Here is a 24,191-nt window from a genome sequence, read left to right as displayed (position 1 = left end):
GCAAGCGCTATATCTTTCAGGAATATCGGAATGACGAGGGACTGGTGATTATCGTCACGCGCAGCTCACGAAACCGGCTGTGGGAACCGCATGTCGATGAATCAATGCAACAGAATGCATGTACCGTCCGAACATCGCACACATACCCGCATGAGACCCGCCTCTGCAGTGGCCGGGTGAGCAACGTGCCCCCCTGAAGTTTCCATTGGATGCCACAGACATCCTCAGGAGCACACTGCCGCAGCGGCATCAGGCATTTCAGCTCCAGACGTCGCCTTCAGGTGACATCCAGACCAATCCAAACGGCGCATCCGAAAGGAACCAGAACCCGTGCTCATCGAGATCCGCCTGATCTCTGGCGGCCGGCCATGCGCGGCGAAGCGCACCCAACTGCCCATCAACATCCCCATCGGCGAAGACGCCTTGCGAAGCCAGCTTCAGCTTACCTTCCATCATCAGCAACTTCAGCATCGAAAAGAACGCTTCCGTCTGCTGCTCGAAGGTGACGTCACGCCCCTCCAACTCAACGTTCATGTTGATCCACAGTGACCCCATGGAATAGCCATAGGAGTAATGAAGAACATTCCTGACAACCTCAGGCATCATTGCAGCGCGCTCCTCCGCAACGCCATCTCCATCAACAATGGAACGCCAGGAACAGCTCTCCCATGCGGAGGACGACATGTTCGCCCGCGAACTGGGCGAATCTCCCTCTGCTCATCGTGAATGGTCGCAAGCCTTTCAGAGAGCCAAGCCACTCCCTCGCAGGACAGCGATCCCCGGCCTGAATCAGGCACCGGTGACCCCCAAGGGACCGCACTCATCGTCAGTGAAGAATCTGGTCTCCAGATCCTGAGCGGGCTCCATGCCACCGTATACGGTTCGCGATCCACTCAGCGTCTTCAATTCCAGAAAATGCCGTTGGAGTTCCGACATCGCGACACCGATATCCGCCCACTCCATATCGAATGACAGTTCGATGCTCACCATTCCTTCAAACCTGATGACACGAATCAACAGCATGGGAATATGAACAGCCGAGCCCAATCGGAAGCCCTTTACTTGTTGGGCCATGCATGAGCCATACGGAAACTCATGGAAACGTCCTGCAGAGTGCTCGCCAGCCGCGATGGGTTCACCTTCCCACCCGGTCGACGAAACGGACTCAGCCATGCGGGCCATCTCCTCCAGCAGCGTGGACACATGAACCGATGGGACCGCCTCCATGACAATCTCAAACGCGTCACTCATCAATAGGCTCCTTGGGATGCCGCTTGCGGCCGATCGGGCGCAACCGCCCTGCGCTGGATAGCGAAGACATCCACCTTCAGACGGATAGTTCCTTCGCCAGCACTTCGCGGCTGGCGGCCATCTTCGCCCACTCACTCACGTGCATCAAAGCATCACCGGCGCTCATCCACGGAAATTGACTCCCAAAATGGAGCAATCGAATTCTCCTCAAGATACGTCTCAAGATCCCTGAACGGAGAAACGCCGATATCCATCAAAGAAAACCAGAAGGCATCACATTCGTCGCAGACAAATATCTGAACACCACTCTCCTTGACGTGAGCCTCAAGCATCTCACCTTGCTCACAACGTGGACAGATCACCAACACCTCACCGTACAGTGACACCCGAATTTTATTTTGCTGGCACCAGGTTCAACAATAGTTCTCGCGTTGTTCCCGCCAGCAAGGCTGATCACTCGCCCCGTTGGGCCGATGTGTGCTCCCGAATCTCCAGGCATCGCCGTTCCCTTCATTCTCCCGGTCTCGGCAACGAGAGAAATCAACCAGGCTCCATCCGCAACGAAAAAAACGGCATGCGTCGACGTTGCGGGGTTTGGAAGCGCATGTGTCATTGCATGCTTGACACGCTTTCCAGTCGTAGAACCGATTCCATGATCAAGGCCGCCCGGACTATTCCGGGTCCTGGTTCCTGTGTTGAAGGCCAGCGGAGGGCCGCAGGCAACGCTACAGTGGCGCATGAAACTCGTCCTGCAGATCGAAGGCAGCGCCATCAATGACATCGCCAGCCTGTACGCGGAGATCAACCGCGTGTTCATGGCCGGCGAGGACTGGCAGCTCGGACCGAGCCTGGATGCTCTGGACGATCTGTTGCATGGCGGCTATGGCGCGTTGGCCGGCCAGGCGCAGGCCACGCTGATCTGGCGCGATATCGCCCACAGCCGCACGGCCCTGGGCGTGGAGACCACCCGCCAATGGCTGCAGGCCAAGCTCGACACACCGGGCAGCTTCAATACGCAGGCCATTGCCCGCCAGCTGGACACGCTGCAACGGGGCGAAGGCCCGACCTACTTCGAGATCGTGATGGAGATCTTCGCCAGCCACCGGCAGATCACCCTGGTTCCGGCCTGACTGCGTGCCCTGCACGGGGAGTGCCCGCCAACCGCAGCGGCGTCCACCGGCCCCAGCAGTTACCATGGACGGCCCTGTACCTGCTCCGCTGCCGCCGCCCTCCGGCGCGGCCGGACGCCCAGATCCACGAGTCCCATGTCCAAAGACAAGTCCGCCGAACACACCCCGCTGATGAAGCAGTTCTTCGCAGCCAAGTCCGACTACCCGGACCTGCTGCTGTTCTTCCGCATGGGCGACTTCTACGAGCTGTTCTACGACGACGCGCGCAAGGCCGCGCGCCTGCTCGACATCACCCTGACCCAGCGTGGCAGCTCCGGCGGCGCGCCGATTCCGATGGCCGGCGTGCCGGTACATGCCTATGAAGGCTACCTGGCCCGGCTGGTGGCGCTGGGCGAGTCGGTGGCGATCTGCGAGCAGATCGGCGACCCGGCGCTGGCCAAGGGCCTGGTCGAGCGCAAGGTGGTGCGCATCGTCACCCCCGGCACGGTCACCGACGAGGCGCTGCTGGACGAGCGCCGCGACACCCTGCTGATGGCGCTGTCGCGCACGAAGCAGGGCTACGGCCTGGCCTGGGCCGACCTGGCCGGTGGCCGCTTCCTGGTAAATGAAGTGGAAACCGACGACGCGCTGGAAGCCGAGCTGGCCCGACTGGAGCCGGCCGAGCTGCTGGTGCCCGACGAAGAAAACTGGCCGGAATTCCTGCGCCAGCGCACCGGCGTGCGCCGTCGTGCGCCGTGGCTGTTCGACGCCGACAGTGGCCGCCGCCAGCTGTTGAACTTCTTCAAGCTGCATGACCTGAGCGGTTTCGGCATCGATGACAAGCCGCGCGCGACCGCTGCCGCGGGCGCCCTGCTCGGCTATGTCGAGGAAACCCAGAAGCAGCGCCTGCCGCACCTGACTTCGATCGCGATGGAAACCGCCGGCGAGGCGATCGCGATGAACGCCGCCACCCGCCGCCACCTGGAACTGGATACGCGCGTCGACGGCGATACCCGCAATACCCTGCTGGGCGTGCTCGACAGCACGGTGACGCCGATGGGCGGCCGCCTGCTGCGGCGCTGGCTGCACCGCCCGCTGCGCCTGCGCGAAGTGCTGGTGCAGCGCCACCATGCGGTGGAAACCCTGATCGATCGCGGCAGCGACGCCGACATCCGCGAACAGTTCCGTCGCCTCGGCGACCTGGAACGCATCCTCACCCGCGTCGCACTGCGTTCGGCGCGCCCGCGCGATTTCTCCACCCTGCGCGATGGCCTGGGCCTGCTGCCGGCGGTGCGCGAGGTGCTGGCGCCGCTGGATTCGCCGCGCCTGCAGGCCCTGCATGCCGCGCTGGGCGAACACGATGAGTGCGCGCAGCTGCTGGCCAGCGCCATCGCCGAAATGCCACCGCTGAAGCTGAGCGACGGCGGCGTGCTGGCCGACGGCTTCGATGAAGAGCTGGATGAACTGCGACGCCTGTCCACCCATGCCGACCAGTTCCTGGTCGACCTGGAACAGCGCGAACGCGAAAGCAGCGGCATTGCCACCCTGAAGGTGGGCTACAACCGCGTGCATGGTTATTACATCGAAATCAGCAAGGGCCAGTCCGACCGCGCGCCGGTGCACTACACCCGGCGCCAGACGCTGACCAATGCCGAGCGCTACATCACCGAAGAACTGAAGGCGTTCGAGGACAAGGTGCTGTCCGCGCGCGACCGTTCGCTGTCGCGCGAGAAGTACCTGTACGAACAGCTGCTGGATACCCTTGGCGGGCAGCTGGAACCGCTGAAGCAGTGTGCCGCTGCACTGAGCGAACTGGATGTGCTGGCCGCCTTCGCCGAACGCGCGCAGGCGCTGGACTGGGCGCGCCCGGAGCTGCAGGCCGAGCCGTGCCTGAAGATCGAGCGTGGCCGCCATCCGGTGGTCGAGGCGGTACGCGAGCAGCCGTTCGAACCCAATGATCTGGACCTGCATCCGGACCGTCGCATGCTGGTCATCACCGGCCCGAACATGGGCGGTAAATCGACCTACATGCGGCAGAACGCGCTGATCGTGCTGCTGGCCCACATCGGCAGCTTCGTGCCGGCCAGCCGTGCGCTGATCGGCCCGATCGACCGCATCCTGACCCGCATCGGCGCCGGCGATGACCTGGCCCGCGGGCAGTCGACCTTCATGGTCGAGATGGCCGAGACCAGCTACATCCTGCACCACGCCACCGCGCATTCGCTGGTGCTGATGGACGAGATCGGCCGCGGCACGTCCACCTACGACGGCCTGGCGCTGGCCGACGCGGTGGCCCGCCACCTGGCCTACCAGAACCGCTGCTATACGCTGTTCGCCACCCACTACTTCGAGCTGACCGCGCTGGCCGACGAGCAGCACGAGGGCGGCCGCAGCGGCATCGCCAACGTGCACCTGGATGCCGTCGAGCATGGCGAAGCGCTGGTGTTCATGCACGCGGTGAAGGACGGCCCGGCCAACCGCAGCTTCGGCCTGCAGGTGGCCGCGCTGGCCGGCCTGCCGCGTGCCACCGTGGCGCAGGCCCGCCGCCGCCTAGCCGAGCTGGAGCAGCGCGGTGGTGAAAGCCATGCCGCCGAACTGGCGCCACAGGCACTGGATGCGCCGCAGCAGTTCGGCCTGTTCAGCGCACCGGCCAGCAAGGCGCAGGAAGCGCTGGCGACGATCGATCCGGACGAGTTGACCCCGAAGCAGGCACTGGAAGCCCTGTACCGGTTGAAAGCGCTGCTGTAACCGCAGCAAACGGCAAGGGCCTCCCGCTACCGTGCGGGAGGCCCGTCGAAAGATTCCGCAAATCCGATTCTGCATTTCAATTGACAGAATCTATCAACCTGAACGAATCATTCGATTATTCATTTCATCTGGCCATAGCTAAAGTCGAGTGAAGATGTTTCTCCCACGTCTTCACCGCCACCAGGAGCCAGCCGATGAGCCAGTCCGACAACAACAACGCCAAGTGCCCGTATCACACCGCCCCGTCGCCGGAGCAGGGCGCCGAGCAGCAGCGCGAGCTGAGCACCACGCCCAAGCAGAAGCACGGCGATGACCCGGTCACGCCGATGACCACGGCCTTCGGCGCACCGGTGGTGGACAACCAGAACAGCAAGACCGCCGGCCCGCGCGGCCCGCTGCTGATGGAAGACGTGTGGCTGCTTGAGAAGCTGGCCAACCTCAACCGCGAGATCATTCCCGAGCGCCGCATGCACGCCAAGGGCTCGGGCGCGTTCGGTACCTTCACCGTCACCCACGACATCAGCAAGTACACCCGCGCCAAGCTGTTCGAGAAGGTCGGCAAGCAGACCGAGATGTTCGCCCGCTTCACCACCGTGGCCGGCGAGCGTGGCGCCGCCGACGCCGAACGCGACATCCGCGGCTTCGCACTGAAGTTCTACACCGAAGAAGGCAACTGGGACCTGGTCGGCAACAACACGCCGGTGTTCTTCCTGCGCGACCCGCGCAAGTTCGCCGACCTCAACAAGGCGGTCAAGCGCGACCCGCACACCAACCTGCGCAGCGCGCGCAACAACTGGGACTTCTGGACGCTGCTGCCCGAAGCGCTGCTGCAGGTGACCGTGGTGATGAGCGACCGCGGCATTCCGCGCAGCTTCCGCCACATGCACGGTTTCGGCTCGCATACCTACAGCTTCACCAACGCCGACAGCGAGCGCTTCTGGGTGAAGTTCCACTTCGTCAGCCAGCAGGGCATCGAATCGCTGACCGACGCGCAGGCGCAGATCCTGGTCGGCCATGACCGCGAAAGCCACGGCCGCGACCTGTTCGCTGCGATCGAGAAGGGCGACTTCCCGAAGTGGAAGCTGTTCATCCAGGTCATGCCGGAACTGGATGCGGAAACCTACCGCGTGCACCCGTTCGACCTGACCAAAGTGTGGCCGAAGAGCGACTATCCGCTGATCGAAGTGGGCCAGTTCGAACTGAACCGCAACCCGGTCAACTGGTACCAGGACGTAGAGCAATCGGCATTCGCACCGAGCAACCTGGTGCCGGGCATCGGTCCGTCGCCGGACAAGATGCTGCAGGCGCGCCTGTTCGCCTACTCCGATGCGCAGCGTTACCGCCTGGGCGTGAACCACCACCAGATTCCGGTGAACGCCGCGCGCTGCCCGGTGCACAGCAACCACCGCGACGGTGCGATGCGCGTGGACGGCAACTACGGTGGCCTGCCGCACTACGAGCCGAACAGCTACGGCCAGTGGCAGGAGCAGCCGGAGTATCGCGAGCCGCCAATGAAGATCCGCGGTGACGCCGACTTCTGGAACTTCCGCGAGGATGACGCCGACTACTTCAGCCAGCCCGGTGCGCTGTTCCGCAGCTACAACCAGGCCCAGAAGGACCGCCTGTTCGCCAACACCGCCCGCGCCCTGGGCGATGCGCCGGACTTCATCAAGCAGCGCCACATCGACAACTGCAGCAAGGCCGACCCAGCCTATGGTGCCGGCATTGCCGCGGCCCTGAAGGCGCTGGCCAGCCAGCCGTCGGATCCGTTCAAGCCGGCCCAGCCGGAAAGCGACTTCCCGGCCGCTACCCCGGGTGCGGAAGACATCGAGCTCTGATCGCCCCTCCGCGCGTACGGCACGCCGCCTCCCTGTGGGGCGGCGTCGCCGTTTTAACGGTCCGCGTCGTATCGTCTGCACGCCCAAACCCAATCAAGGATCTCCCTGATGAGCCTGACCGATGAACTTCTCTCCAAACTGCAGGGCGCCCCGCTGCAGCAGGTGTCGCAGCAGCTCGGCATCAGCGACACCCAGGCCTCCGGTGCGATCAGCGCCGCGCTGCCGGTGCTGATGGGCGCGCTGGGCAACAACGCCTCGCAGCCGCAGGGCGCGCAGGCGCTGCTCGGCGCATTGCAGAACAACCACAGTGGCCTGGACCTGGGCAGCGTGCTCGGTTCGGTGCTGGGCGGCGGTGGCGGTGGTGCCGCCAGCGACGGCGCCGGCATCCTCGGCCACATCTTCGGCGGTAGCCAGCAGAAGGTGGAAACCGGCCTGGCCCAGGCCACCCAGCTCGACAGCGGCCGCACCAGCCAGCTGCTGCAGATCCTCGCCCCGATCGTGATGGCCTTCCTTGCCCAGCGCCTCGGTGGCGGCCAGGCCGATGCCGGCTCGCTCAGCCAGGCGCTCGGCCAGGAAAAGCAGCAGGTGCAGCAACAGGGCGGTCTTGCCGGTGGCCTGCTCGGCAGCCTGCTGGACCAGGACGGCGATGGCCAGCTGGGTGTGGGCGACCTGCTGAAGCTGGGCGGCAACCTGCTGGGTGGCAAGCGCTGACGGAAGGTGTCGCCGGGCATGGCCCGGCGCTACCGGGCGTCGCGTTCATCGATATCCGCCGGGCGAGACCGGCATCTCCGTGGGTAGCGCCGGGCCATGCCCGGCGTCCTACCGGTTGCCCGCCTTCAGCCGCTCCAGAACCGGCGCGAACAACGGCGCCTGCATCGAACGCGGCGGCGCCACGGTCTTCCCCTTCTCCTGCGCCTGCCAGTACGACCACGGCAGCGGCCCGTCGCCCAGCTCGTAGTCCATGCCATCCCACCCATCCTCGCGGAAGGCGTAGAAGGCCCAATGCACCTTCTCCTGCTCCAGCACCTGCAGCACATCCTGCAGGTAGCGCTGGCAGTCGGGCCAGCGCCGCATGCAGCCGAACTCGCCAACCACCATGCGGTTGGCACCCACGCCATGCGAGGCCGCCCACGTCATCGGCTGCTGCAGGTAACGGCGTACACGCGCCGCATCCCAGCGCTCACTGCGACCACCAAACGGCACCTGCGCCGGATAGCGGTACGGCTTCGCACGCGCCTGGTTCGGCGCACTGGTTGCGGCATACGGCTCGTACATATGCACGCTGTAGAGCAGCTTCGAATCCGCCAGCGGCGCCGGCCAGTAGTTGAAACCGTCGGCGGCGGCGTACCAGCCCGCATCCAGCATCAGCGGCATCTCCGCGTCGACCTCGCGGATGCGGGTGATCAAGTCGGAGTAGAAGCGGCGCAGATCGCGTGGGCCGTCCTGCACCCCGGCGTACCACTGCTCCATCGCCTCGGTGGACGCATGCTCGGCCAGGCCGGCACCGTATTCCGGCACGGGCTCATTGACCAGGTTGTAGGCGGCCAATGCGGGATGCCCCTTCAGCGCCTCGGCCAGGTCATGCCAGAAGCGCAGTGCCGGAGCGTGATTGTCGAAGGATTGCCACAGGCGCTGATCGACCTTGTCACCGTTGTGCTGCTTCCAGCGCAGCAACGGCAGCGACAGCGGGGTCAGCACCACTTTCAGTCCGGCCGCGTCGGCATCGTCCAGCACTCGGCGCAGCGTCACCAGGTCGGCGGCGACCAGCCCTTGATAGTCGTCGGCGTTGCCGATCAGGAAGTCACGGCCGCCCTGCCCCTTCCACTTGTCCGGTACCAGCCGTACCCAGGTCGCACCGGTGGCACGCAGCGCCTCGAAGTAGTTCCGGTCCGGCGGCGACATGTTCATGCTGTTGCCGCCGCGTTGCGGAGCATCCCAGAAGGTGATGTCAGCGGCGTACACCGGGGCGGCGGCGAGGGTCAGGCACAGCAGGCTGTGGCGCAGGCGCATTGCGATCTTCCATGACAGGATGTTCCGACCCTGCAGGAGGTCAACCCAACAGCGGCTGACCGGAACCTTGCACGCCGGGCATGGCCCGGCGTTGCCGACGGTGTTCCGCACGCACGGCATCCGCCATGCATTGCGGATGCGTCACAACGCGTCGATGTCTCCCAGCGCACGGATCAGCCGCCGCGCACGCTTGTCCGGCTTGTGCTCCGGCGGCTGGAAGCCGTCGCGCGCCGCGATGCGCAGCGCACGCTGTTCCGCGCGACGCGCCTTCGAGGCCTCGCTCTCGGCATACAGCTGCTGCGCCGCCGGTGCCGGCCCGCGCTGATCGCTCAGGCCCAGCACCTGGATCTCGAAATGCTCCTCGCCACGATCCACCTGCAGCTGCTCGCCCACGCGCACCGCGCGCGAGGATTTCGGACGCTGGCCGGCGACGCTGACCTTGCCGGTTTCGATGGCCTGCTTGGCCAGGCTGCGCGTCTTGAAGAAACGGGCCGCCCACAGCCAGATGTCCAGGCGGACACTGGGCGACAGCGGGGGAAGTTCATGCATCGATCTGGACTACTCCGGTGGCTTGTTCAGGGGACGCGGATGATCGGGGTCGGTCCGGCAGCCGGTGCCGCCGATCAGGGTCGGCACACCCGCGGACAGATCCTGCCGCTGGCTGCCGACCAGGCACTCGGCGCGGTCGGTCGGCCGCACCTGGGTATCGCCCAGCCGGTCACCTGTCGAACATGCGGCCAGTGCGGCGCCGATCAAGGCCAGCGCCAGGGCCCGCGTCACCCGCAGTCGTTGATGCATTGCCACATCCCGCAAACCGGCTTGGTGCTAGTGTGCGCCTCCCGGGATTCGATCACCACTCCATGGCCAAAGCGCCGCTTGACCTGACCTCCGGCTCGATCGGGCGCAATCTTCTGCTGTTTTCACTGCCGATCCTGGCAGGCAACATCGCGCAGTCGCTGAACGGTTCGGTGAATGCGGTCTGGGTCGGGCGCTTCCTCGGCGAGGCGGCACTGACCGCCACCGCGAACGCCAACAACATCATGTTCTTCCTGATCGGCTCGGTGTTCGGCTTCGGCATGGCCTCGACCATCCTGATCGGCCAGGCCATCGGCGCGCGCGACATCGCGCAGGCGCGGCGCGTGGTCGGCACCAGCGCCACCTTCTTCATCGGCCTGTCGGTGATCATCGCCATCGCCGGCTGGTTCATGGCCCATCCGCTGCTGGCAGCGATGGGCACGCCGGCCGCTTCGCTGCCGCTGGCCGAGGCCTACCTGCAGATCATCTTCCTGGCGATGCCAACGCTGTATGCGTTCGCCTTCCTCACCGCCGCGCTGCGCGGTGCGGGCGACTCGCGCACGCCGTTCCGCTTCCTGATGGTCTCGGTGGCGCTGGACATCGTGCTGAACCCGGTACTGATCTTCGGCATGGGCCCGTTCCCTGCGCTCGGCATTGCCGGCTCGGCCTGGGCCACGCTGGTCGCGCAGACGCTGTCGCTGGCCGGCCTACTGCTGTACATGCGGCACAAGCGCCACACCTTGTGGCTGGGCCGTGCCGACATGCGGCTGTTCAAGCTCGACCTGGCCATCCTCAAAGCCCTGGTGATCAAGGGCGTGCCGATGGGCCTGCAGATGGTGCTGATCTCGCTGTCGGTGATCCTGCTGATGACCATGGTCAACCAGTACGGCACCGACACCGGCGCGGGTTATGGCGCATCGCTGCAGCTGTGGAACTACCTGCAGATGCCGGCGATGGCGATCGGCGCGGCGTGCTCGTCGATGGCGGCGCAGAACGTCGGTGCTCAGCGCTGGGACCGGGTGCGCGGCACCGCGCGCCAGGGCGTGCTGTTCAATTTCCTGCTGACCGGCGCGCTGATCCTGCCGCTGGTGGTGTTCGACCGCCAGCTGCTGGCCCTGTTCCTGCCACCGGCCAGCCAGGCGCTGGACATCGCCCGCCACCTCAACCACGTGGTGATCGGCTCGTTCCTGTTCTTCGGTGTCAGCTTCGTCATCTCCGGCGTGGTGCGCTCCACCGGCGCGGTGATTCCGCCGCTGCTGATCCTGGCCGGTTCGCTGTGGGGCGTGCGCGTGCCGTTCGCCGAACTGCTGCAGCCGTACTGGGGCGCCGATGCGATCTGGTGGAGTTTCCCGGTCAGCTCGTTCGTGTCGATGCTGCTGTCGCTGGCGTATTACCGCTGGGGCGGCTGGCGCAAGGCGAAGATGATGGGCAAGCCCTCGCACGCCGAGGAACTGGCCACCCCGTCGGAGATCCCGGCCTGCCCGCCGTCGCCGGTGGCCGACCCGGATGCCGCACCACCACGGTAGTGCCGGCCGCTGGCCGGCAACTTCACACCTCTCCAGAAGCACCGCGCAACAGCCAGCCAGCGGCCGGCTCTACCGTTTCTTCTTCGCCGCGTTGAAGGTGGCCGCTGCGCGCAGCAACGCCTTCAACGCCGCGCCATTGGGCATCGCACCTTCATGGATATCGATCGCGCGCCGCGTGTTGCCCTCCAGGCTGGCGTTGAACAGGCCCTTCGGATCTGCCAGCGCCGCACCGTTGGCGAAGGTGAGCTTCACCGCCTGCTTGTAGGTCTCGCCGGTACACAGGATACCGTTGTGCTCCCACACCGGCGTGCCACGCCACTTCCAGGTTTCCTGCACGTCAGGCAACGCCTCATGGATCAATGCACGCACGCGCGCCAGCGTTTCGCCGCGCCAGTCGCCCAGTTCGGCGATGCGTGCATCGATCAGTTCAGCCGCCGGGGTTCCGGCATCGTCAGGATTCGGCGCGTGCGTGGCCATCAGCGGTTCTCGTCGGCAAGGAGATCGTAGCGGTGGACTTACATGCGTTCGCCGGGCAACGCGGCGGCCTGGCGCACCCAATCGAGGAACTGTGCCTCATCCTGCACGCCATCCTGCGCAATGTGCAGGTAGCGCGTATCGGCGCTCCGGGACGGCTCGGGTGGCACCGGCGTCAGCGCCGCGCCGCGGAAAAACGCCACCTTGATGTAGCGGGCAAAGCAATGGAAGCTGAGAAACCAGCCTTCGCCCGGCGCCACCGCATACATCGGCGAGTTCCACTTCACCGCCTTGTGCACGCCGGGTACAGCCTGTTCGATCAGCGCATCCAGCTGTTCGCCGATCGGACGTTTCCAGTCCGGCATGGCGGCGATGTACGCCTGCACCGGGGCATCGCCCTCGCCCTTGGCGATCTGTGGGTTGCCGCCGGACAGCAACGTAGGCGCGGCGGAAGGCGCGGTTCGCTTGGCAGGCATCGCACGGTACGACCATCGGGATGACGCTGCAGCCTAGCGCGGCCCGTAGCCGGTGGTCACGGCGCAGTGCGCCATCGGCTCAGTCCGCCTGCCGCGCCTGGAACTGCCGCCAGTCCGGCAGCTTGCGGTGCCGGCGCAGCGAGCGCATCAGCGCCGCCATCACCATGCCGAACAGCGCACCGGCCACCAGGCCGGCAACCAGCAACAGCGCCAGCGGGCGCTCGCTGCCCTGCCACAGCATCAGCCACATCAGCGCGGTCCAGAACAGCCCGAACAACAGGCCCTGCACCAGCGCATTGATGCCGAAGCCCGCCAGGATCGGTGGCGGCAGGGCAATGCCCAGGCGCCACAGCAGGCGGTGCAGCAGCGGCGCCGACTGCACGCGCGCCAGCCCCTTGCCGTCGAGGAAGCGCAACGCCGACTGGATCACGGCCGGATAGCGCGGGTTGATGTCGTTCATCACCTGATCGTGGCCGATGCGATGCCGGAAACGCAAACGGCCACCCGAAGGTGGCCGTCGCGGCAACAACCGAAGTTGTTTATCAGGCCTTTTCGGCCAGACGGGCAGCCTTGGCGGCAGCAGCAGCAGCCAGGTCTTCCTTGATGCGGGCAGCCTTGCCTTCCAGGCCACGCAGGTAGTACAGCTTGCCGGCGCGGACCTTACCACGACGCTTCACTTCGACCGAGTCGATGATGGCGCTGTGGGTCTGGAAAACACGCTCGACGCCGTAGCCGTGCGAAATCTTGCGGACGGTGAACGAGGAGTTCAGGCCGGCGTTCTTGGTGGCGATGACGACGCCTTCGTAGGCCTGCACGCGCTCGCGGCTGCCTTCCTTCACCTTCACGTTGACGACAACGGTGTCGCCCTGGCTGAACTTCGGCAGTTCACGGGTGATCTGGGCGGATTCGAATTCCGCGACGATGGACTTGTTCAGCTTGCTCATGGGTTACACCGATTCTTGTTCGGGTGGGCGTGTCGTGTCGACAACGTAGGCTCATGCAGTCACCGGACTGTGCTGCACGTTTGTTGTGGGTACTGCGCGCGCCGGCCGGGGCTGGCGGTAATTGGCCATGATAGCCGATAAAGCCAGCCCTGCGCTAGGGGTCAGCCTTCTGTTTCGGGGCCTGGCGGGCCTGGTCCAGCAGTTTGCGGTCGGCCTTGCCCAGCGCCTGTTCATCCAGCAGGTCCGGGCGCCGCTGGGCGGTACGGACCAGCGACTGCTGGCGGCGCCAGGCGGCGATGGCCGCATGGTTGCCCGAGCGCAGTACGTCCGGCACGTCACCCAGCGGGTGCTGGGCCGGCTGGCTGTAGTGCGGGCAGTCGAGCAGGCCGAGGTCGCCCTCGAAGCTGTCCTGCGCCGCCGATTCCGCGTCATTCAGGGCACCGTCCTGCAGGCGGGCCACGGCGTCGATGATGACCGCCGCACCCAACTCGCCACCGGACAGCACGTAGTCGCCGAGGGAGATTTCCTCGTCGACATTGGCCTCCAGGAAACGCTCGTCGATGCCCTCGTAGCGGCCGCAGAGCAGGACCATGCGCGGCAATGCCGCCAGTTCCCGCACCTTGGCCTGGATCAACGGCGCCCCCTGCGGGCTGAGATGGATCACCCGTGCCGGGGTCGGATCAGCATCGCGGATCGCCTGCAGGCAGGCCTGCAACGGCTCGATCAGCATCACCATGCCCGGGCCACCACCGAACGGACGGTCGTCCACCCGGCGGTAGTTGCCTTCGGCGAAATCACGGGGATTCCAGCCATGCAGGCTGAACAGTCCCTTTTCCTGCGCACGCCCGACCACGCCCAGTCCGGCGGACTGGGCGAGGAACTCGGGAAACAGGGTGATGACGTCGAAACGCATGCTCACACTCAGAACTCGGGATCCCAGTCGACCACGACCAGGTTGGCCTCGAAGTCGACCGATTTGACGAAGTCCGGCTGCACGAACGGAATCATCCGCTCGCGGTCACCCCGGACCACCACCACGTCGTTGGCGCCAGTGCTGAACAGGTGCGAGACCTGGCCCAGGGCAACGCCCTCGGTGGTCTTCACGTCCAGGCCTTCCAGGTCCACCCAGTAGTACTCGTCGGGCTTCGGCGGCGGCAATGCACTGCGGGCCACGTAGATCTCGGTGCCGTGCATCGCTTCGACGGTATCGCGGTCCTCGACGCCGGGGAAACGGGCGACCAGGTGCTTGCCGCTGTCGCGGCCACGCACACCTTCAATCGTGGTTTCCACGCCGGACGGGCTACGCACGATCCACGGCTGGTAACGGAAAATGGCGGAACGTGGCTCGGTCCAGGACTCGAGCTTGATTTCGCCGCGCACACCAAAAGCGCCGACAACCCTGCCCAGCAGGATGCGGCGCTCGATATCTTTCATCTGCTTCAACCAAGAGGGCCACGCCGAAGCGTGGCCCGTCAGGATCAGGCCGCAGCGGCCTGGGACTTGGTCGCTTCCTTGATCAGGTTGCGGACCTTGTCGGTCGGCTGGGCGCCGTTCTTGACCCAATGGTCAACGCGGGCCAGGTCCAGCTCGATGCGCTTCTCGCCGCCCTGGGCGACCGGGTTGTAGAAACCAACGCGCTCGATGTTGCGGCCGTCGCGCGCGCTGCGCACGTCGGTGACGATGATGTGGTAGAACGGACGCTTCTTGGCGCCGCCGCGGGTCAGTCGAATCTTGACCATGGTGTTTTTCCTGTTGCCCAGTCGCCAGGATGGCGAGGTAAGCGGGCGATTATAGCGGCAGAGCCCGGCCGAGCCAACCCCGGGGATGAACTCCCGGGGTCAGATCCCTTTTGCGGCGCAAAAGGGATCTGACCCCAATCTGTCCCAAGCCACCGCCGCCAGCACCGCCCTGCCCTGTTCAGCCAGCGCCTTCGACCCCGGCAACACCTGCCCATCGATGGCGTCCAGCGCCCACAGGCCACTGGCATTGCAGGCAAAAGCCGCCTTCACAGCGCCCAGCCCGGCCAGCGGCAAGGGCTGCGTGGCCTGTGCGCCCGGCCAATGCCGCTGCAGCAGCGCTTCGGCGGTCCCGCGCAGGGCCGGGGCCTGCGGCCAGAGCAGCCGTTCACCATCGTGCACGGCCAGGTTCCAGGTGCTGCCCTCGCTGATCTCGCCGCGGGCGGTCACGAACAGGGCGTCGTCAAAGCCGGCCGCCATCGCCGCGCGGCGCTCGGCGAACAGGCCGAACGTACCCACGTGCTTGATCTGCGGCAGCTCGCGCTGCCAGACCACACTGCGCACACGCTTGGGCGCAGCCAGCGCCACCGGCGCGGACACCGCCACCAGCACGTCCACCGGCACAGCCGCCATTGGATTGCGGAAGTCGAAACGGCGCGAATACACGGTCACCCGCAGCGAGGCATCACCCTGCCCCGCCTGCTGCAGCGCCTGCGCCATCCAGGCCTGCACCTGGCCGACATCCAGTTCGCTGCCAAACAGTTCGCGCGTGGCCTGCGACAACCGCGCCAGATGCAGATCCAGCCCCTGCACGGCATGGCCGCGCACCTGCAGCGAGGTGAAGTGGCCGTAGTTGACCAGGGCCGGCAGCAGATCCTCTACCTGTGCCGGCTGGCCGTTGCAGAACACCGTCATCGCAGCAGGGCCTGCGCCTGTTGCCACATGTCGCGCAGCACGTCGGCGGCGGGTGCTGCCGGCGCCATCCAGGCTGATTGGCCGGCCCAGGCCTGCATCGCGGCCAGGCGATTTTCCTGCACGGCCTGCTTGCGCATCGGCGCGGTCAGGCCGCGCTGCACCGGGTACGGGCGTGGCGCCGGGGCACCTTCCGCGGCGGCGGCGCGCACATACGGCGTGGCCAGGCCACGCCCCAGGCGACCACTGAACGCACGGGTCGGCCAGGTGTCTTCGGGCTCGCTGGCGGCCAATCCATCAGCCCACGCCGAGGCGATCGCCGCTTCGGGCGTGCGCAGGAACGCAGTACCAATCTGCACGGCGCTGGCCCCCAGGGTGAGTGCGGCAGCGATGCCACGGCCATCGGCGATACCGCCAGCGGCAATCACTGGAATCTGCAGGTGATCGGCCAGGCGCGGCAGCAGCGCGAACAGGCCGACCAGCTGGCGCTCGGCCATCGCCGGATCGAATGCGCCGCGATGGCCACCGGCCTCCATGCCCTGCGCCACCACGGCGTCGGCGCCGGCATCCTGGGCAGCGCGTGCTTCAGACAACGTGGTCGCGCACGCGATCCAGGCGATGCCGGCATCCTTCAACTGCTGCACGTGGCGCGGCAGCAACACACCCATGATGGTCGAGGCCACTGCCGGGCGTGCGGCCAGCAGCGCGGCGAACTGTTCTTCGAAATCGGCGGGCGTGGCGTCGGCGGCACTGGCCGGCACGTCCGGGCCCCACTGCGCGAGGAAGGCGCGGCTGGCGGCTTCGGCGGCAACGTCACGGGTCGGTGCGGGATCCGGCACCCACAGGTTCACCTGCGCCGGACCGCTGGAGGCCGTGCGGAAGTCGTCCATCCAGCGACCGATGTCGGCCGCTGACGACAGCACCGCACCCATCGCCCCCATGCTGCCGGCATTGGCCAGCGCGGCCGACAGCGGCACCGGGCAGGCACCGGCCATCGGTGCCAGCAGGATCGGAAGCTGCAATGAAAAACGCCGACAGAAGGTGTCGGCGCGTTCAAGAATCGGCGATGCGTTCACGCGACATACCTGTTGGAGAAGTCGCCATCCAGCATACGCCAGTCATTGTGACCGGGGCCGGGTCGCAATGCGCGCCGGCCCCGTCGCTGCATCAACGGAACGGCATGCCGCGGCCGCCCATGGCGCCCATCATGCCCTTCATGCTGCGCAACATGCCCTTCATGCCGCCGCCGGCCATCTTGCTCATCATCTTTTCCATCTGCATGTACTGCTTCATCAGCTTGTTGACGTCGGCCGGGGTCACGCCCGAGCCCTTGGCGATACGCGCGCGGCGCGAGCCGTTGAGCAGGTTCGGATTGCGCCGTTCCTTCTTGGTCATCGAGCCGATGATGGCGATCATGCGCGGCACTTCCTTGCCCTGGCTGACCTGCTGCTTCAGATGGTCGGGGATGTTGCCCAGGCCCGGCAGCTTGTCCATCAGGCCGCCGATGCCGCCCATGTTCTGCATCTGCTCGAGCTGGTCACGCATGTCGTTCAGGTCGAACTTCTTGCCCTTGGCGACCTTCTCGGCCAGCTTGGCCGCCTTGTCCTTGTCGACCTGCTGCTCGACCTGCTCGACCAGCGACAGCACGTCGCCCATGTCGAGGATGCGGCTGGCGATACGGTCCGGATGGAACACGTCCAGGCCTTCCGGCTTCTCGCTGACACCGACGAACTTGATCGGCTTGCCGGTGATGTAGCGCACGCTCAGCGCGGCACCGCCACGGGCGTCACCGTCGGTCTTGGTCAGCACCACGCCGGTCAGCGGCAGGGCGTCGCCGAAGGCCTTGGCGGTGTTGGCCGCGTCCTGGCCGGTCATGGCGTCGACCACGAACAGGGTTTCGGCCGGGTTCACCGCAGCGTGCAGGGCCTTGATCTCGGCCATCATCGCTTCGTCGATGGCCAGGCGGCCGGCGGTATCGACCAGCAGCACGTCGACGAACGACTTGCGCGCATCGTCGATGGCGGCACGGACGATGGCTTCCGGCTTCTGGTCAGCGCTGGACGGGAAGAACAGCACGCCGACCTGCTCGGCCAGGGTCTTCAGCTGCTCGATCGCAGCCGGACGGTAGACGTCGGCCGAGACCACCATCACCTTCTTCTTGCGCTTTTCCTTCAGGTGCTTGGCCAGCTTGCCCACCGTGGTGGTCTTGCCGGCGCCCTGCAGGCCCGCCATCAGGATGATGGCCGGCGCGGGCACATTGAGGTTCAGGTCGCTGGCTTCGGCGCCCATCACCGCGGTCAGCTCGTCGCGCACGACCTTGATCAGGGCCTGGCCCGGGGTCAGCGACTTCAGCACTTCCTGGCCGACCGCGCGCACCTTGATGCGCTCGATCAGGGCCTGAACCACCGGCAGCGCGACGTCGGCTTCGAGCAGCGCGATGCGGACCTCACGGGTCGCCTCGCGGATGTTCTCCTCGGTCAGGCGGCCACGGCCACGCAGGCGCTCGATGGTGCCGGAAAGGCGCTGGGTCAGGGACTCGAACATGCGGCGCAACCTGTCTGAAAGCGGGGGACAATAAGGCAGACAGTATAACGGGTCCGCTCCCCTCCCCGGACTGCGACCACGGGGCCGTCGCCACCATCGCAGGGGTATGCGAAACTGCAACGATGTTAATCGTTCTCATCGCCGCCCTGCTCTACCTGGCCGCCAGCGCCCTGCTGGTGCGTGCGCTTGGCCGCGATGAAAGCACCGGCTCCCCCGCCTGGCTGTGGCCCGCCCTGCCGGCGATGCTGCTGCACGGCGGCTACCACGTGATGGTGGCGATGCGCACCAACGGCGGGCCGGACATGCACTTCTTCGCCGCGCTGTCGCTGGTCGGCCTGGGCATGGCCTGGCTGACCTCGCTGGTCGGCGCGCGCGGGCGGATGTCGGCGCTGGGCGTGGTGGTGTTCCCGCTGGCTGCCGTACTGCTGCTGGCCTACCACGGCTACGGCCACGAACCAAGCAAGGTGCTGGGCTGGCGCTTGGCCAGCCACGCCTGGCTGGCCCTGCTGGCCTACGCCACGCTGAGCATCGCCGCGCTGCTGGCGATCATGCTGTGGCTGCAGGAACGTGCCCTGCGCCGTCGTGAATTCCGCCCGTGGCTGCGCGCACTGCCGCCACTGGCCGATCTGGAATCGCTGCTGTTCCGGGTGATCACCGTCGGCTTCGCGCTGCTCACCCTGACGCTGGTCACCGGCGTGCTGTTCGTCGATGACCTGCTGGCGCAGAAGCTGGTGCACAAGACCGTGCTGAGCGTGCTGTCGTGGATCGTGTTCGGCGTGCTGCTGATCGGCCGCCGCCGCTACGGCTGGCGTGGCATGAAGGCGGTGCACTGGACGCTGGCGGCGATGCTGTTGCTGCTGCTGGCGTTCTTCGGCAGCCAGTTCGTGATCGAGCTGGTGTTCGGGCATACGCGATAGGCGGTGTGCCGACCAACGGTCGGCCCCCACCCTGGTAGTGCCGGCCGCTAGATGGCGTGGAACCACGCCCTGCGAGGATGCCGCAGGCGATCAGGGCACCGGCTGGGCCAGGATCTTCCGCACCGAACGGCCGCTGTTGGTGAGGATGTCATCGACCTGCCAGCAACCCTGGCCCTGGCGCACCATCGGCAACCGGGTCACGTAGGCCTTCTTCCAGACCGAATAGCGCATCTCGACCTGGCCGGCGGTGGCCGAGACCTCTTTCCAGCTGTAGCGCACCGGGGTTTCGATGTCGCCGTCCTGCGCATCCAGCCACGGGTCCGAATCGATCGTGCAGATGCCTTCCTCGCGCTGCTGGCAGGCACGCTCATCACGCAGTGCCTTGCCGAAGTCCGGGCTGACCAGTGCCGGCGGTGGTTCCAGCAGATCGCCATTGCCGGTGGTCGCCTCGAAGAAGGCGCGGGCAATGGCAGTGGGCTCCTGGCAGGCCGGTGCGGCCTGCACGCTGGCGGCCAGCAACAGCCCGGCGATCACGAACATCCCTGTCTTTCGCATGGTTCTCTCCTTGAGGTAGTGCCGGCCGCTGGCCGGCAACACAGGATCTCATGGCGTTGCCGGCCAGCGGCCGGCACTACCCGATACCGGGCTTACAACCCGTAGCGCTCGATCACGTCCAGGTGCGGCTGCCGGTCCTGGTCACAGGCCTCGGCCAGGCGCAGCCAGCAATGCGGATGTGGCCACGCTGCGGTCTCCTGCTGCAGGAAGCGGTGCAGCGCCAGCGGCGCATGATCCTGCGGCTGGGCAACGGTGAACAGCACGCCCGGCAGGGTGCCCTCCTCCACACCAGGGTCGGTCACGGTGTAGTCCGCGCGACTATGCGACCACACCTGCCAGCCCTGCGCCTCGGCAGCTTCGACAAAGGCATTCCAGGCCTCTTCGCCCGGGTGCGCGCCATCGATCAGCCAACTGCGCGCGAAGCCGCCGCGTTCCAGCACATGTACCTGCGCATAGGTCGGAATGAAGTGCTCGCGAGCCTCCTCCTCCTCCGGCGCCGGGTGCACCAGCGCGGCATCGAACACCACCCAGTCGCCGACCTGCTGAGCACGGTTGGCCGGTGCGTTCTCGACGATGCGCGCGGTCACCGGGCCACTGCGCCGGGCGTAGTACTCCATCGGCTCGCCATTCTCTTCGCTGCGGATGATCACCCAGCCCCACGGCTCTTCGACCACGCCGTCCTGGCTGGACAGCTCCATGCCGATCGCCGCCGCCGAGCGACGCACCGCGTCCCAATCCCGCGCCGCGCTGGCGGCACTCATGTGGTCCCAGTGCGCGGCGTTGGGTTCTTCCAGCAGCTCCACCAGCTGCGCATAGCAGGCCTGTGCTTCGCTGAAGCGGCCGGTTTCCATGTACATCCGCGCCAGCGTGCCACGTGCGCCGTGCGAACCCGGCGAGGCGGCCAGCAGCGCCTGTGCGGCCTGCTCCAGCGCCGGCCAGTCGGATACGCGACGGGCGCGCTGCACTTCGCACCAGTGCGCGAACACCGGCACGCTGCCGCGGTAGAGTTCAGCCAGTTGGCGCAGCCCATCGTCGTCGCCCTGCTCGGTCAGCCAGCGCATCAGCGTGTACGCGGCCGGACCATCATCCTGCGTGTGCGCACGCACGAAACGCCACAGCAATGCACGCGCTTCCGCCTGCGCACCACAGGCGCTCAATGCCGAGGCAGCCATCTCGGCCAGTGCTTCATCATCCGGCAACTGCATCTGTGCCTGCAGCAGCCACTGCGCCTCGCGCTCAGGATCACGCGACTGGTTCTGCTCGCCCTGTACCTCCAGCCAGGCCAGCAGTTCCGGTGCCGGCACCGGCAGCGGTGCGACATCCGGCAAAGCATCGATGCGAGCGGCCAGGCCGGCCACCAGCGCTGCGGCACCGCGGTCCTGGCGCAGCTGCGCCAGATGGGTCCGTGCCAGCTCCAGCTGGCGCTGTGCCACCCAGCGTGCGCCGCGCTGCAGGGCCAGCTCCAGGCTCAGCGCGGCCACTTCGATCAGCAGCCGGTGCGAGCCGACCTTCGCGAAGTGCTCGATGATGGTGGTGTAGCGCGTACCCAGGTCCCAGGTGTTGCGCGACGGATCACGCTGGCATAGCGCGGCGGCCGTGTTGGCCCACAGCCGCCAATAGGTCGGGGTCAGTTCGTTCCACGGCACCAGCTGCTGCAGCGCTTCTTCGTCGCGGCCGAGCTGCGCCAGCGCCCAGGCCTTGGACAGGCGGCGCGGCACCGTGCAGTTGGCCGGCTCGTACTCGCCGGACGCGGCGACTTCGGCCTCACGCGTCTCGATCAGCGCCAACGCTTCTTCGGCGCGGCCCATGCCGAGCAGGATCTTGATCTGCATCTCCGGGAAGCTGTCGAACACTTCCTTGCCGCAGGCCTCGATCGCATCGGACTGCACCTGCAGGTAATCCAGCGCATCCTGGCCGCGGCCATCGTCGAGCAGTGCATCAGCCTTCTCGCAGCTCAGGCACTGGAAGCACGCCCAGCTCGGGTCGATGCGTGCCAGCGTTTCATCACACACCTCGACGCGCTCGGGAACCCAGCCCGGGCCATCGATGTTGCCGTAGCAGGCAGCCAGATCCTGGGTCACGCAGATCGACTGTGGGCACTCCAGCGTGTCATCACGATGCGCGCGTTCGAACAGCGCCACGGCTTCGCCCAGCGCGCTCTCGCCTTCCACACGGTTGCCGACGCGGTTGCGCAGCGCCCAATGGCCGACGTAGACGTCGACCCAGGGGTTGTCGAGCGCTTTGCCCAGTGCACGCGCTTCGGGCAGCAGCGCGTCGACGCGGTCGACACGCAGTTCGCTCACCTCGTCGGCGAGGCGGTTCAGCAGCTGCGCGTTCTGCGCCTGGCCTGCCTGGCGCAGGTCGCCCTGCAGTTTTTCGACCCAGTTCCAGATGTCCATGGGGTAAGTGCTCCTGTCTAGCGAAGGCTGGATGAGAGGGGGGCGGTGCTCAGCGCAGCATCTGCTGCAGGGCACCGGCGATATCAGTGAAAGCGCCGTTGAGGTCCGGCCCCGGCGTGGCGGTCGCACGGGCCAGCGGGCGGCCCTGCGCTGCGACGATGATCTTCAGTGAGCGCAGCAGGCGTGCTGCGGCTTCGGCCTGCGGGTGGCCATCGCGTTGGGCGCGCAACAGCGCCTGCACGGCCGGATTGTCGAGGTTGAGGTACAACCGCGACGGCGCACGCGATTCGATGCGCGCCGTGAACTGCCGGGCCAGGCGCAGCGCCGCCATTGAAACGCGCTTGTCGTTCTCGTCGTCTTCCAGGCGCTGCTTCAGCTCAGCCTCGCGGTCGGGCACCACCACCACGGGCAGCGACTCGGGGCTGAAGCGTGCCGGCAGCAGCTGTTCGCCGTCACCCAGCTGCTCGCGCAGCCACGCCAGCTGCGCCTCGTCGAGGCTGTCGTCAGTGCGGAACAGCGCGCGGTTGCCCTGCTCCGTGCCGAGTTCAACCAGACGCAGGCCCTTGGCCTGGGTCCAGCGACGCAGGAACGGCACCACCGCATAGCGATGGCCATGCGCGACCGGCACGCCCATCGCGCGGAACAGCATTTCCTCGAAGCCGCCGCCATTGTCGAGGATCACGTGCACGGCACCGCGTGCCGGCAACGCACTGGCCGGCAGGTCGCCCTGCGAAGTCGGCACGCGCACGTGTTCCAGCAGCAGGTCGAACAGGCGGTCATCGCACAGCGCTGCGCCCAGCAAGGCCTCATTGTGGCGCGTGAGAACGCGCCGCCAGGCTTCCGGCTGCTGCCGCGCGACGTCGGCCAGGCCGTCGATCAGCGCTTCCAGAAGTGCATGCTGCACGGCGCGGTACTGGTCGTCGCGCTGCAGGTCTTCGCGGCTGGCGGTGGGCGTCAGCCGCGAGGATTCAATCACCCCACCAATGAAGCCCGCCCACGGCGGCAGCAGGTCGCGCGCATCGTCGTCCAGCAGCATGCCGCGCACGAACACCGACAGATTGCGGTTGTCGCTGGTGCCGTAGGTAGCGCCGTCCTGCACCCACAACAGGCCGGTGGCATCGCTGCTGCCATCCGCGCGCAACGGCACGGTGACGATCGGCTCGAAATCATGTTCGAAACGCGCGGCGAACTGCAGCGCCTGGCGGCGCGCCTGCACCGGATGCAGGGCAACATCACCCTGCCCGCGCCACGGCGGCGGCTCGGGGTTGAGCGCTTCGGCCGCGGCACCGATGAAGATCGGCTCGGACAGCAGGGCACAGTAGCGGCCCAGTACCTCATGCAAGCGCGCTTCGTTGGCCAGCGGCAGGAAATCCGGATGCAGCTCCAGCTCCACCTCGGTGCCGACCGCGCGCGCCGGCATTTCGCTGACGGTGTATTGTTCGGCGTTGCTGGATACGTACAGATGCCCCAGTTCCGGCGTCTGGTACGAGGTGGTACGCACGCTGACCCTGCGCGCCAGCACGAATGCCGACAGGAAGCCGAGGCCGAACATGCCGATCAGCCCCTCATCGTCCTCGCCGCCCTGACGCAGGCCACGGGTGTAGCCGACGCCCACGGTAGCCAGGTAGTCGTGGATTTCCTGGCGGGTCAGGCCAGCACCGGTATCGGTGATGCGCAGCACGCCGGCAGCGGCATCGACCTGCACCGAGATGCGCGAAGGCACTTCGATGCCGGGCTGTTCGATGCGACGACGGATGATCGAGTCGTGCGCGTTCTGCACCAGCTCACGCAGCGCCACCACCGGAGTGGAGTACAGGTGCTTGCCCAGCACCGTCATCAGTCCATTGAGATCGACCCCGGCACGACGGATTTCGGCGTTGGGGGCGGTGAGCGCGGTGTCCTGCATGTAATCGTTTACTCCTGGGCACGGAAAGACGCCGGAGGGCGCCTTCGTCGA

25 protein-coding genes are annotated in these 24,191 nt (G+C 66.6%); 6 read left to right on the top strand and 19 right to left on the bottom strand.

Going from position 1 to position 24,191, the window contains the following annotated elements:
• Positions 1–258: 258 nt before the first annotated feature.
• The 3 genes from EZ304_RS15635 to EZ304_RS21300 form a co-directional block, all read right to left on the bottom strand.
• Positions 259–606, bottom strand: a complete 348-nt coding sequence (locus EZ304_RS15635) for a DUF596 domain-containing protein (RefSeq protein ID WP_185959187.1) — start codon at positions 604–606, stop codon at positions 259–261.
• Positions 607–789: 183 nt separating this feature from the next.
• On the bottom strand, positions 790–1,251 hold the full coding sequence (locus tag EZ304_RS15630) for a hypothetical protein (protein WP_142807530.1): 462 nt from the start codon (positions 1,249–1,251) through the stop codon (positions 790–792).
• A gap of 152 nt (positions 1,252–1,403) precedes the next feature.
• A complete protein-coding gene (locus tag EZ304_RS21300) occupies positions 1,404–1,583 on the bottom strand; it encodes a hypothetical protein (RefSeq protein ID WP_099552421.1) in 180 nt (59 codons plus the stop codon).
• Positions 1,584–1,988: 405 nt separating this feature from the next.
• On the opposite strand from EZ304_RS21300, the gene EZ304_RS15620 reads away from it, so the two are divergent.
• The 4 genes from EZ304_RS15620 to EZ304_RS15605 all read left to right on the top strand — a co-directional run bounded on the left by EZ304_RS15620 (position 1,989) and on the right by EZ304_RS15605 (position 7,657).
• Positions 1,989–2,381, top strand: coding sequence for a barstar family protein (locus EZ304_RS15620; protein WP_099552422.1), 393 nt, complete (start codon positions 1,989–1,991; stop codon positions 2,379–2,381).
• Between the two features lie 135 nt (positions 2,382–2,516).
• Positions 2,517–5,108 (top strand): DNA mismatch repair protein MutS, encoded by a 2,592-nt coding sequence (mutS, locus tag EZ304_RS15615; protein WP_099552423.1) that lies wholly within the window; start codon positions 2,517–2,519, stop codon positions 5,106–5,108.
• 194 nt (positions 5,109–5,302) lie between these two features.
• Complete coding sequence (locus EZ304_RS15610; RefSeq protein WP_099552424.1) at positions 5,303–6,946, top strand: catalase; 1,644 nt, start codon at positions 5,303–5,305, stop codon at positions 6,944–6,946.
• 108 nt (positions 6,947–7,054) lie between these two features.
• Entirely contained in the window at positions 7,055–7,657 is a 603-nt protein-coding gene (locus EZ304_RS15605) for a DUF937 domain-containing protein (RefSeq protein WP_049429956.1), read from the top strand.
• A 108-nt stretch (positions 7,658–7,765) separates the two neighbouring features.
• Here EZ304_RS15605 and EZ304_RS15600 read toward each other — a convergent pair whose 3' ends face one another.
• The 3 genes from EZ304_RS15600 to EZ304_RS15590 form a co-directional block, all read right to left on the bottom strand.
• Positions 7,766–8,956 carry a glycoside hydrolase family 5 protein gene (locus tag EZ304_RS15600; RefSeq protein ID WP_260678122.1) on the bottom strand — a complete coding sequence of 397 codons (1,191 nt, stop codon included), beginning with the start codon at positions 8,954–8,956 and terminating at the stop codon, positions 7,766–7,768.
• Positions 8,957–9,097: 141 nt separating this feature from the next.
• Complete coding sequence (locus tag EZ304_RS15595; protein WP_099552426.1) at positions 9,098–9,505, bottom strand: RNA-binding S4 domain-containing protein; 408 nt, start codon at positions 9,503–9,505, stop codon at positions 9,098–9,100.
• Positions 9,506–9,514: 9 nt separating this feature from the next.
• The gene (locus EZ304_RS15590) at positions 9,515–9,754 is read right to left on the bottom strand and encodes a hypothetical protein (RefSeq protein ID WP_099552427.1); all 240 of its coding nucleotides are present in this window, start codon (positions 9,752–9,754) and stop codon (positions 9,515–9,517) included.
• 62 nt (positions 9,755–9,816) lie between these two features.
• Here EZ304_RS15590 and EZ304_RS15585 point away from each other — a divergent pair, with 62 nt between their 5' ends.
• Entirely contained in the window at positions 9,817–11,277 is a 1,461-nt protein-coding gene (locus tag EZ304_RS15585; protein ID WP_142807528.1) for an MATE family efflux transporter, read from the top strand.
• Between the two features lie 69 nt (positions 11,278–11,346).
• Here the strand turns inward: EZ304_RS15585 and EZ304_RS15580 are convergent, their stop codons facing one another.
• The 10 genes from EZ304_RS15580 to ffh form a co-directional block, all read right to left on the bottom strand.
• The gene (locus EZ304_RS15580; protein ID WP_099552429.1) at positions 11,347–11,754 is read right to left on the bottom strand and encodes a DUF1801 domain-containing protein; all 408 of its coding nucleotides are present in this window, start codon (positions 11,752–11,754) and stop codon (positions 11,347–11,349) included.
• 38 nt (positions 11,755–11,792) lie between these two features.
• Positions 11,793–12,227, bottom strand: coding sequence for a DUF1801 domain-containing protein (locus EZ304_RS15575; protein WP_099552430.1), 435 nt, complete (start codon positions 12,225–12,227; stop codon positions 11,793–11,795).
• A 79-nt stretch (positions 12,228–12,306) separates the two neighbouring features.
• Entirely contained in the window at positions 12,307–12,687 is a 381-nt protein-coding gene (locus tag EZ304_RS15570; RefSeq protein ID WP_099552431.1) for a DUF6404 family protein, read from the bottom strand.
• Between the two features lie 82 nt (positions 12,688–12,769).
• Positions 12,770–13,171, bottom strand: coding sequence for a 50S ribosomal protein L19 (rplS, locus tag EZ304_RS15565; protein WP_005408597.1), 402 nt, complete (start codon positions 13,169–13,171; stop codon positions 12,770–12,772).
• A 154-nt stretch (positions 13,172–13,325) separates the two neighbouring features.
• Complete coding sequence (gene trmD / locus EZ304_RS15560; RefSeq protein WP_142807527.1) at positions 13,326–14,084, bottom strand: tRNA (guanosine(37)-N1)-methyltransferase TrmD; 759 nt, start codon at positions 14,082–14,084, stop codon at positions 13,326–13,328.
• Positions 14,085–14,092: 8 nt separating this feature from the next.
• Complete coding sequence (rimM, locus tag EZ304_RS15555; protein ID WP_010483256.1) at positions 14,093–14,605, bottom strand: ribosome maturation factor RimM; 513 nt, start codon at positions 14,603–14,605, stop codon at positions 14,093–14,095.
• A 44-nt stretch (positions 14,606–14,649) separates the two neighbouring features.
• A complete protein-coding gene (gene rpsP, locus EZ304_RS15550; RefSeq protein ID WP_005408594.1) occupies positions 14,650–14,910 on the bottom strand; it encodes a 30S ribosomal protein S16 in 261 nt (86 codons plus the stop codon).
• Between the two features lie 99 nt (positions 14,911–15,009).
• Positions 15,010–15,822, bottom strand: a complete 813-nt coding sequence (locus EZ304_RS15545; protein ID WP_142807526.1) for an aminotransferase class IV family protein — start codon at positions 15,820–15,822, stop codon at positions 15,010–15,012.
• Positions 15,819–16,895, bottom strand: coding sequence for an NAD(P)H-dependent flavin oxidoreductase (locus EZ304_RS15540; RefSeq protein ID WP_142807525.1), 1,077 nt, complete (start codon positions 16,893–16,895; stop codon positions 15,819–15,821). Before EZ304_RS15540 ends, EZ304_RS15545 begins: the two co-directional genes overlap by 4 nt.
• A 91-nt stretch (positions 16,896–16,986) precedes the next feature.
• The gene (gene ffh / locus EZ304_RS15535) at positions 16,987–18,363 is read right to left on the bottom strand and encodes a signal recognition particle protein (RefSeq protein ID WP_014036403.1); all 1,377 of its coding nucleotides are present in this window, start codon (positions 18,361–18,363) and stop codon (positions 16,987–16,989) included.
• A 122-nt stretch (positions 18,364–18,485) separates the two neighbouring features.
• On the opposite strand from ffh, the gene EZ304_RS15530 reads away from it, so the two are divergent.
• Positions 18,486–19,280: a cytochrome C assembly family protein gene (locus tag EZ304_RS15530; protein ID WP_099552435.1), complete on the top strand. Its 795-nt coding sequence runs from the start codon at positions 18,486–18,488 to the stop codon at positions 19,278–19,280.
• A 90-nt stretch (positions 19,281–19,370) separates the two neighbouring features.
• Here EZ304_RS15530 and EZ304_RS15525 read toward each other — a convergent pair whose 3' ends face one another.
• From EZ304_RS15525 to EZ304_RS15515, 3 genes are all read right to left on the bottom strand, one after another.
• Positions 19,371–19,835, bottom strand: a complete 465-nt coding sequence (locus EZ304_RS15525) for a hypothetical protein (RefSeq protein ID WP_142807524.1) — start codon at positions 19,833–19,835, stop codon at positions 19,371–19,373.
• 92 nt (positions 19,836–19,927) lie between these two features.
• Positions 19,928–22,234: a tetratricopeptide repeat protein gene (locus EZ304_RS15520; protein WP_099552437.1), complete on the bottom strand. Its 2,307-nt coding sequence runs from the start codon at positions 22,232–22,234 to the stop codon at positions 19,928–19,930.
• 49 nt (positions 22,235–22,283) lie between these two features.
• The gene (locus EZ304_RS15515) at positions 22,284–24,140 is read right to left on the bottom strand and encodes an ATP-binding protein (protein ID WP_142807523.1); all 1,857 of its coding nucleotides are present in this window, start codon (positions 24,138–24,140) and stop codon (positions 22,284–22,286) included.
• Positions 24,141–24,191 lie beyond the last annotated feature (51 nt).

It is taken from the genome of Stenotrophomonas maltophilia (assembly GCF_006974125.1).
Classification (GTDB): Bacteria; Pseudomonadota; Gammaproteobacteria; order Xanthomonadales; family Xanthomonadaceae; genus Stenotrophomonas; species Stenotrophomonas maltophilia_O.
This window is presented reverse-complemented; position numbering and strand designations above follow the sequence as displayed.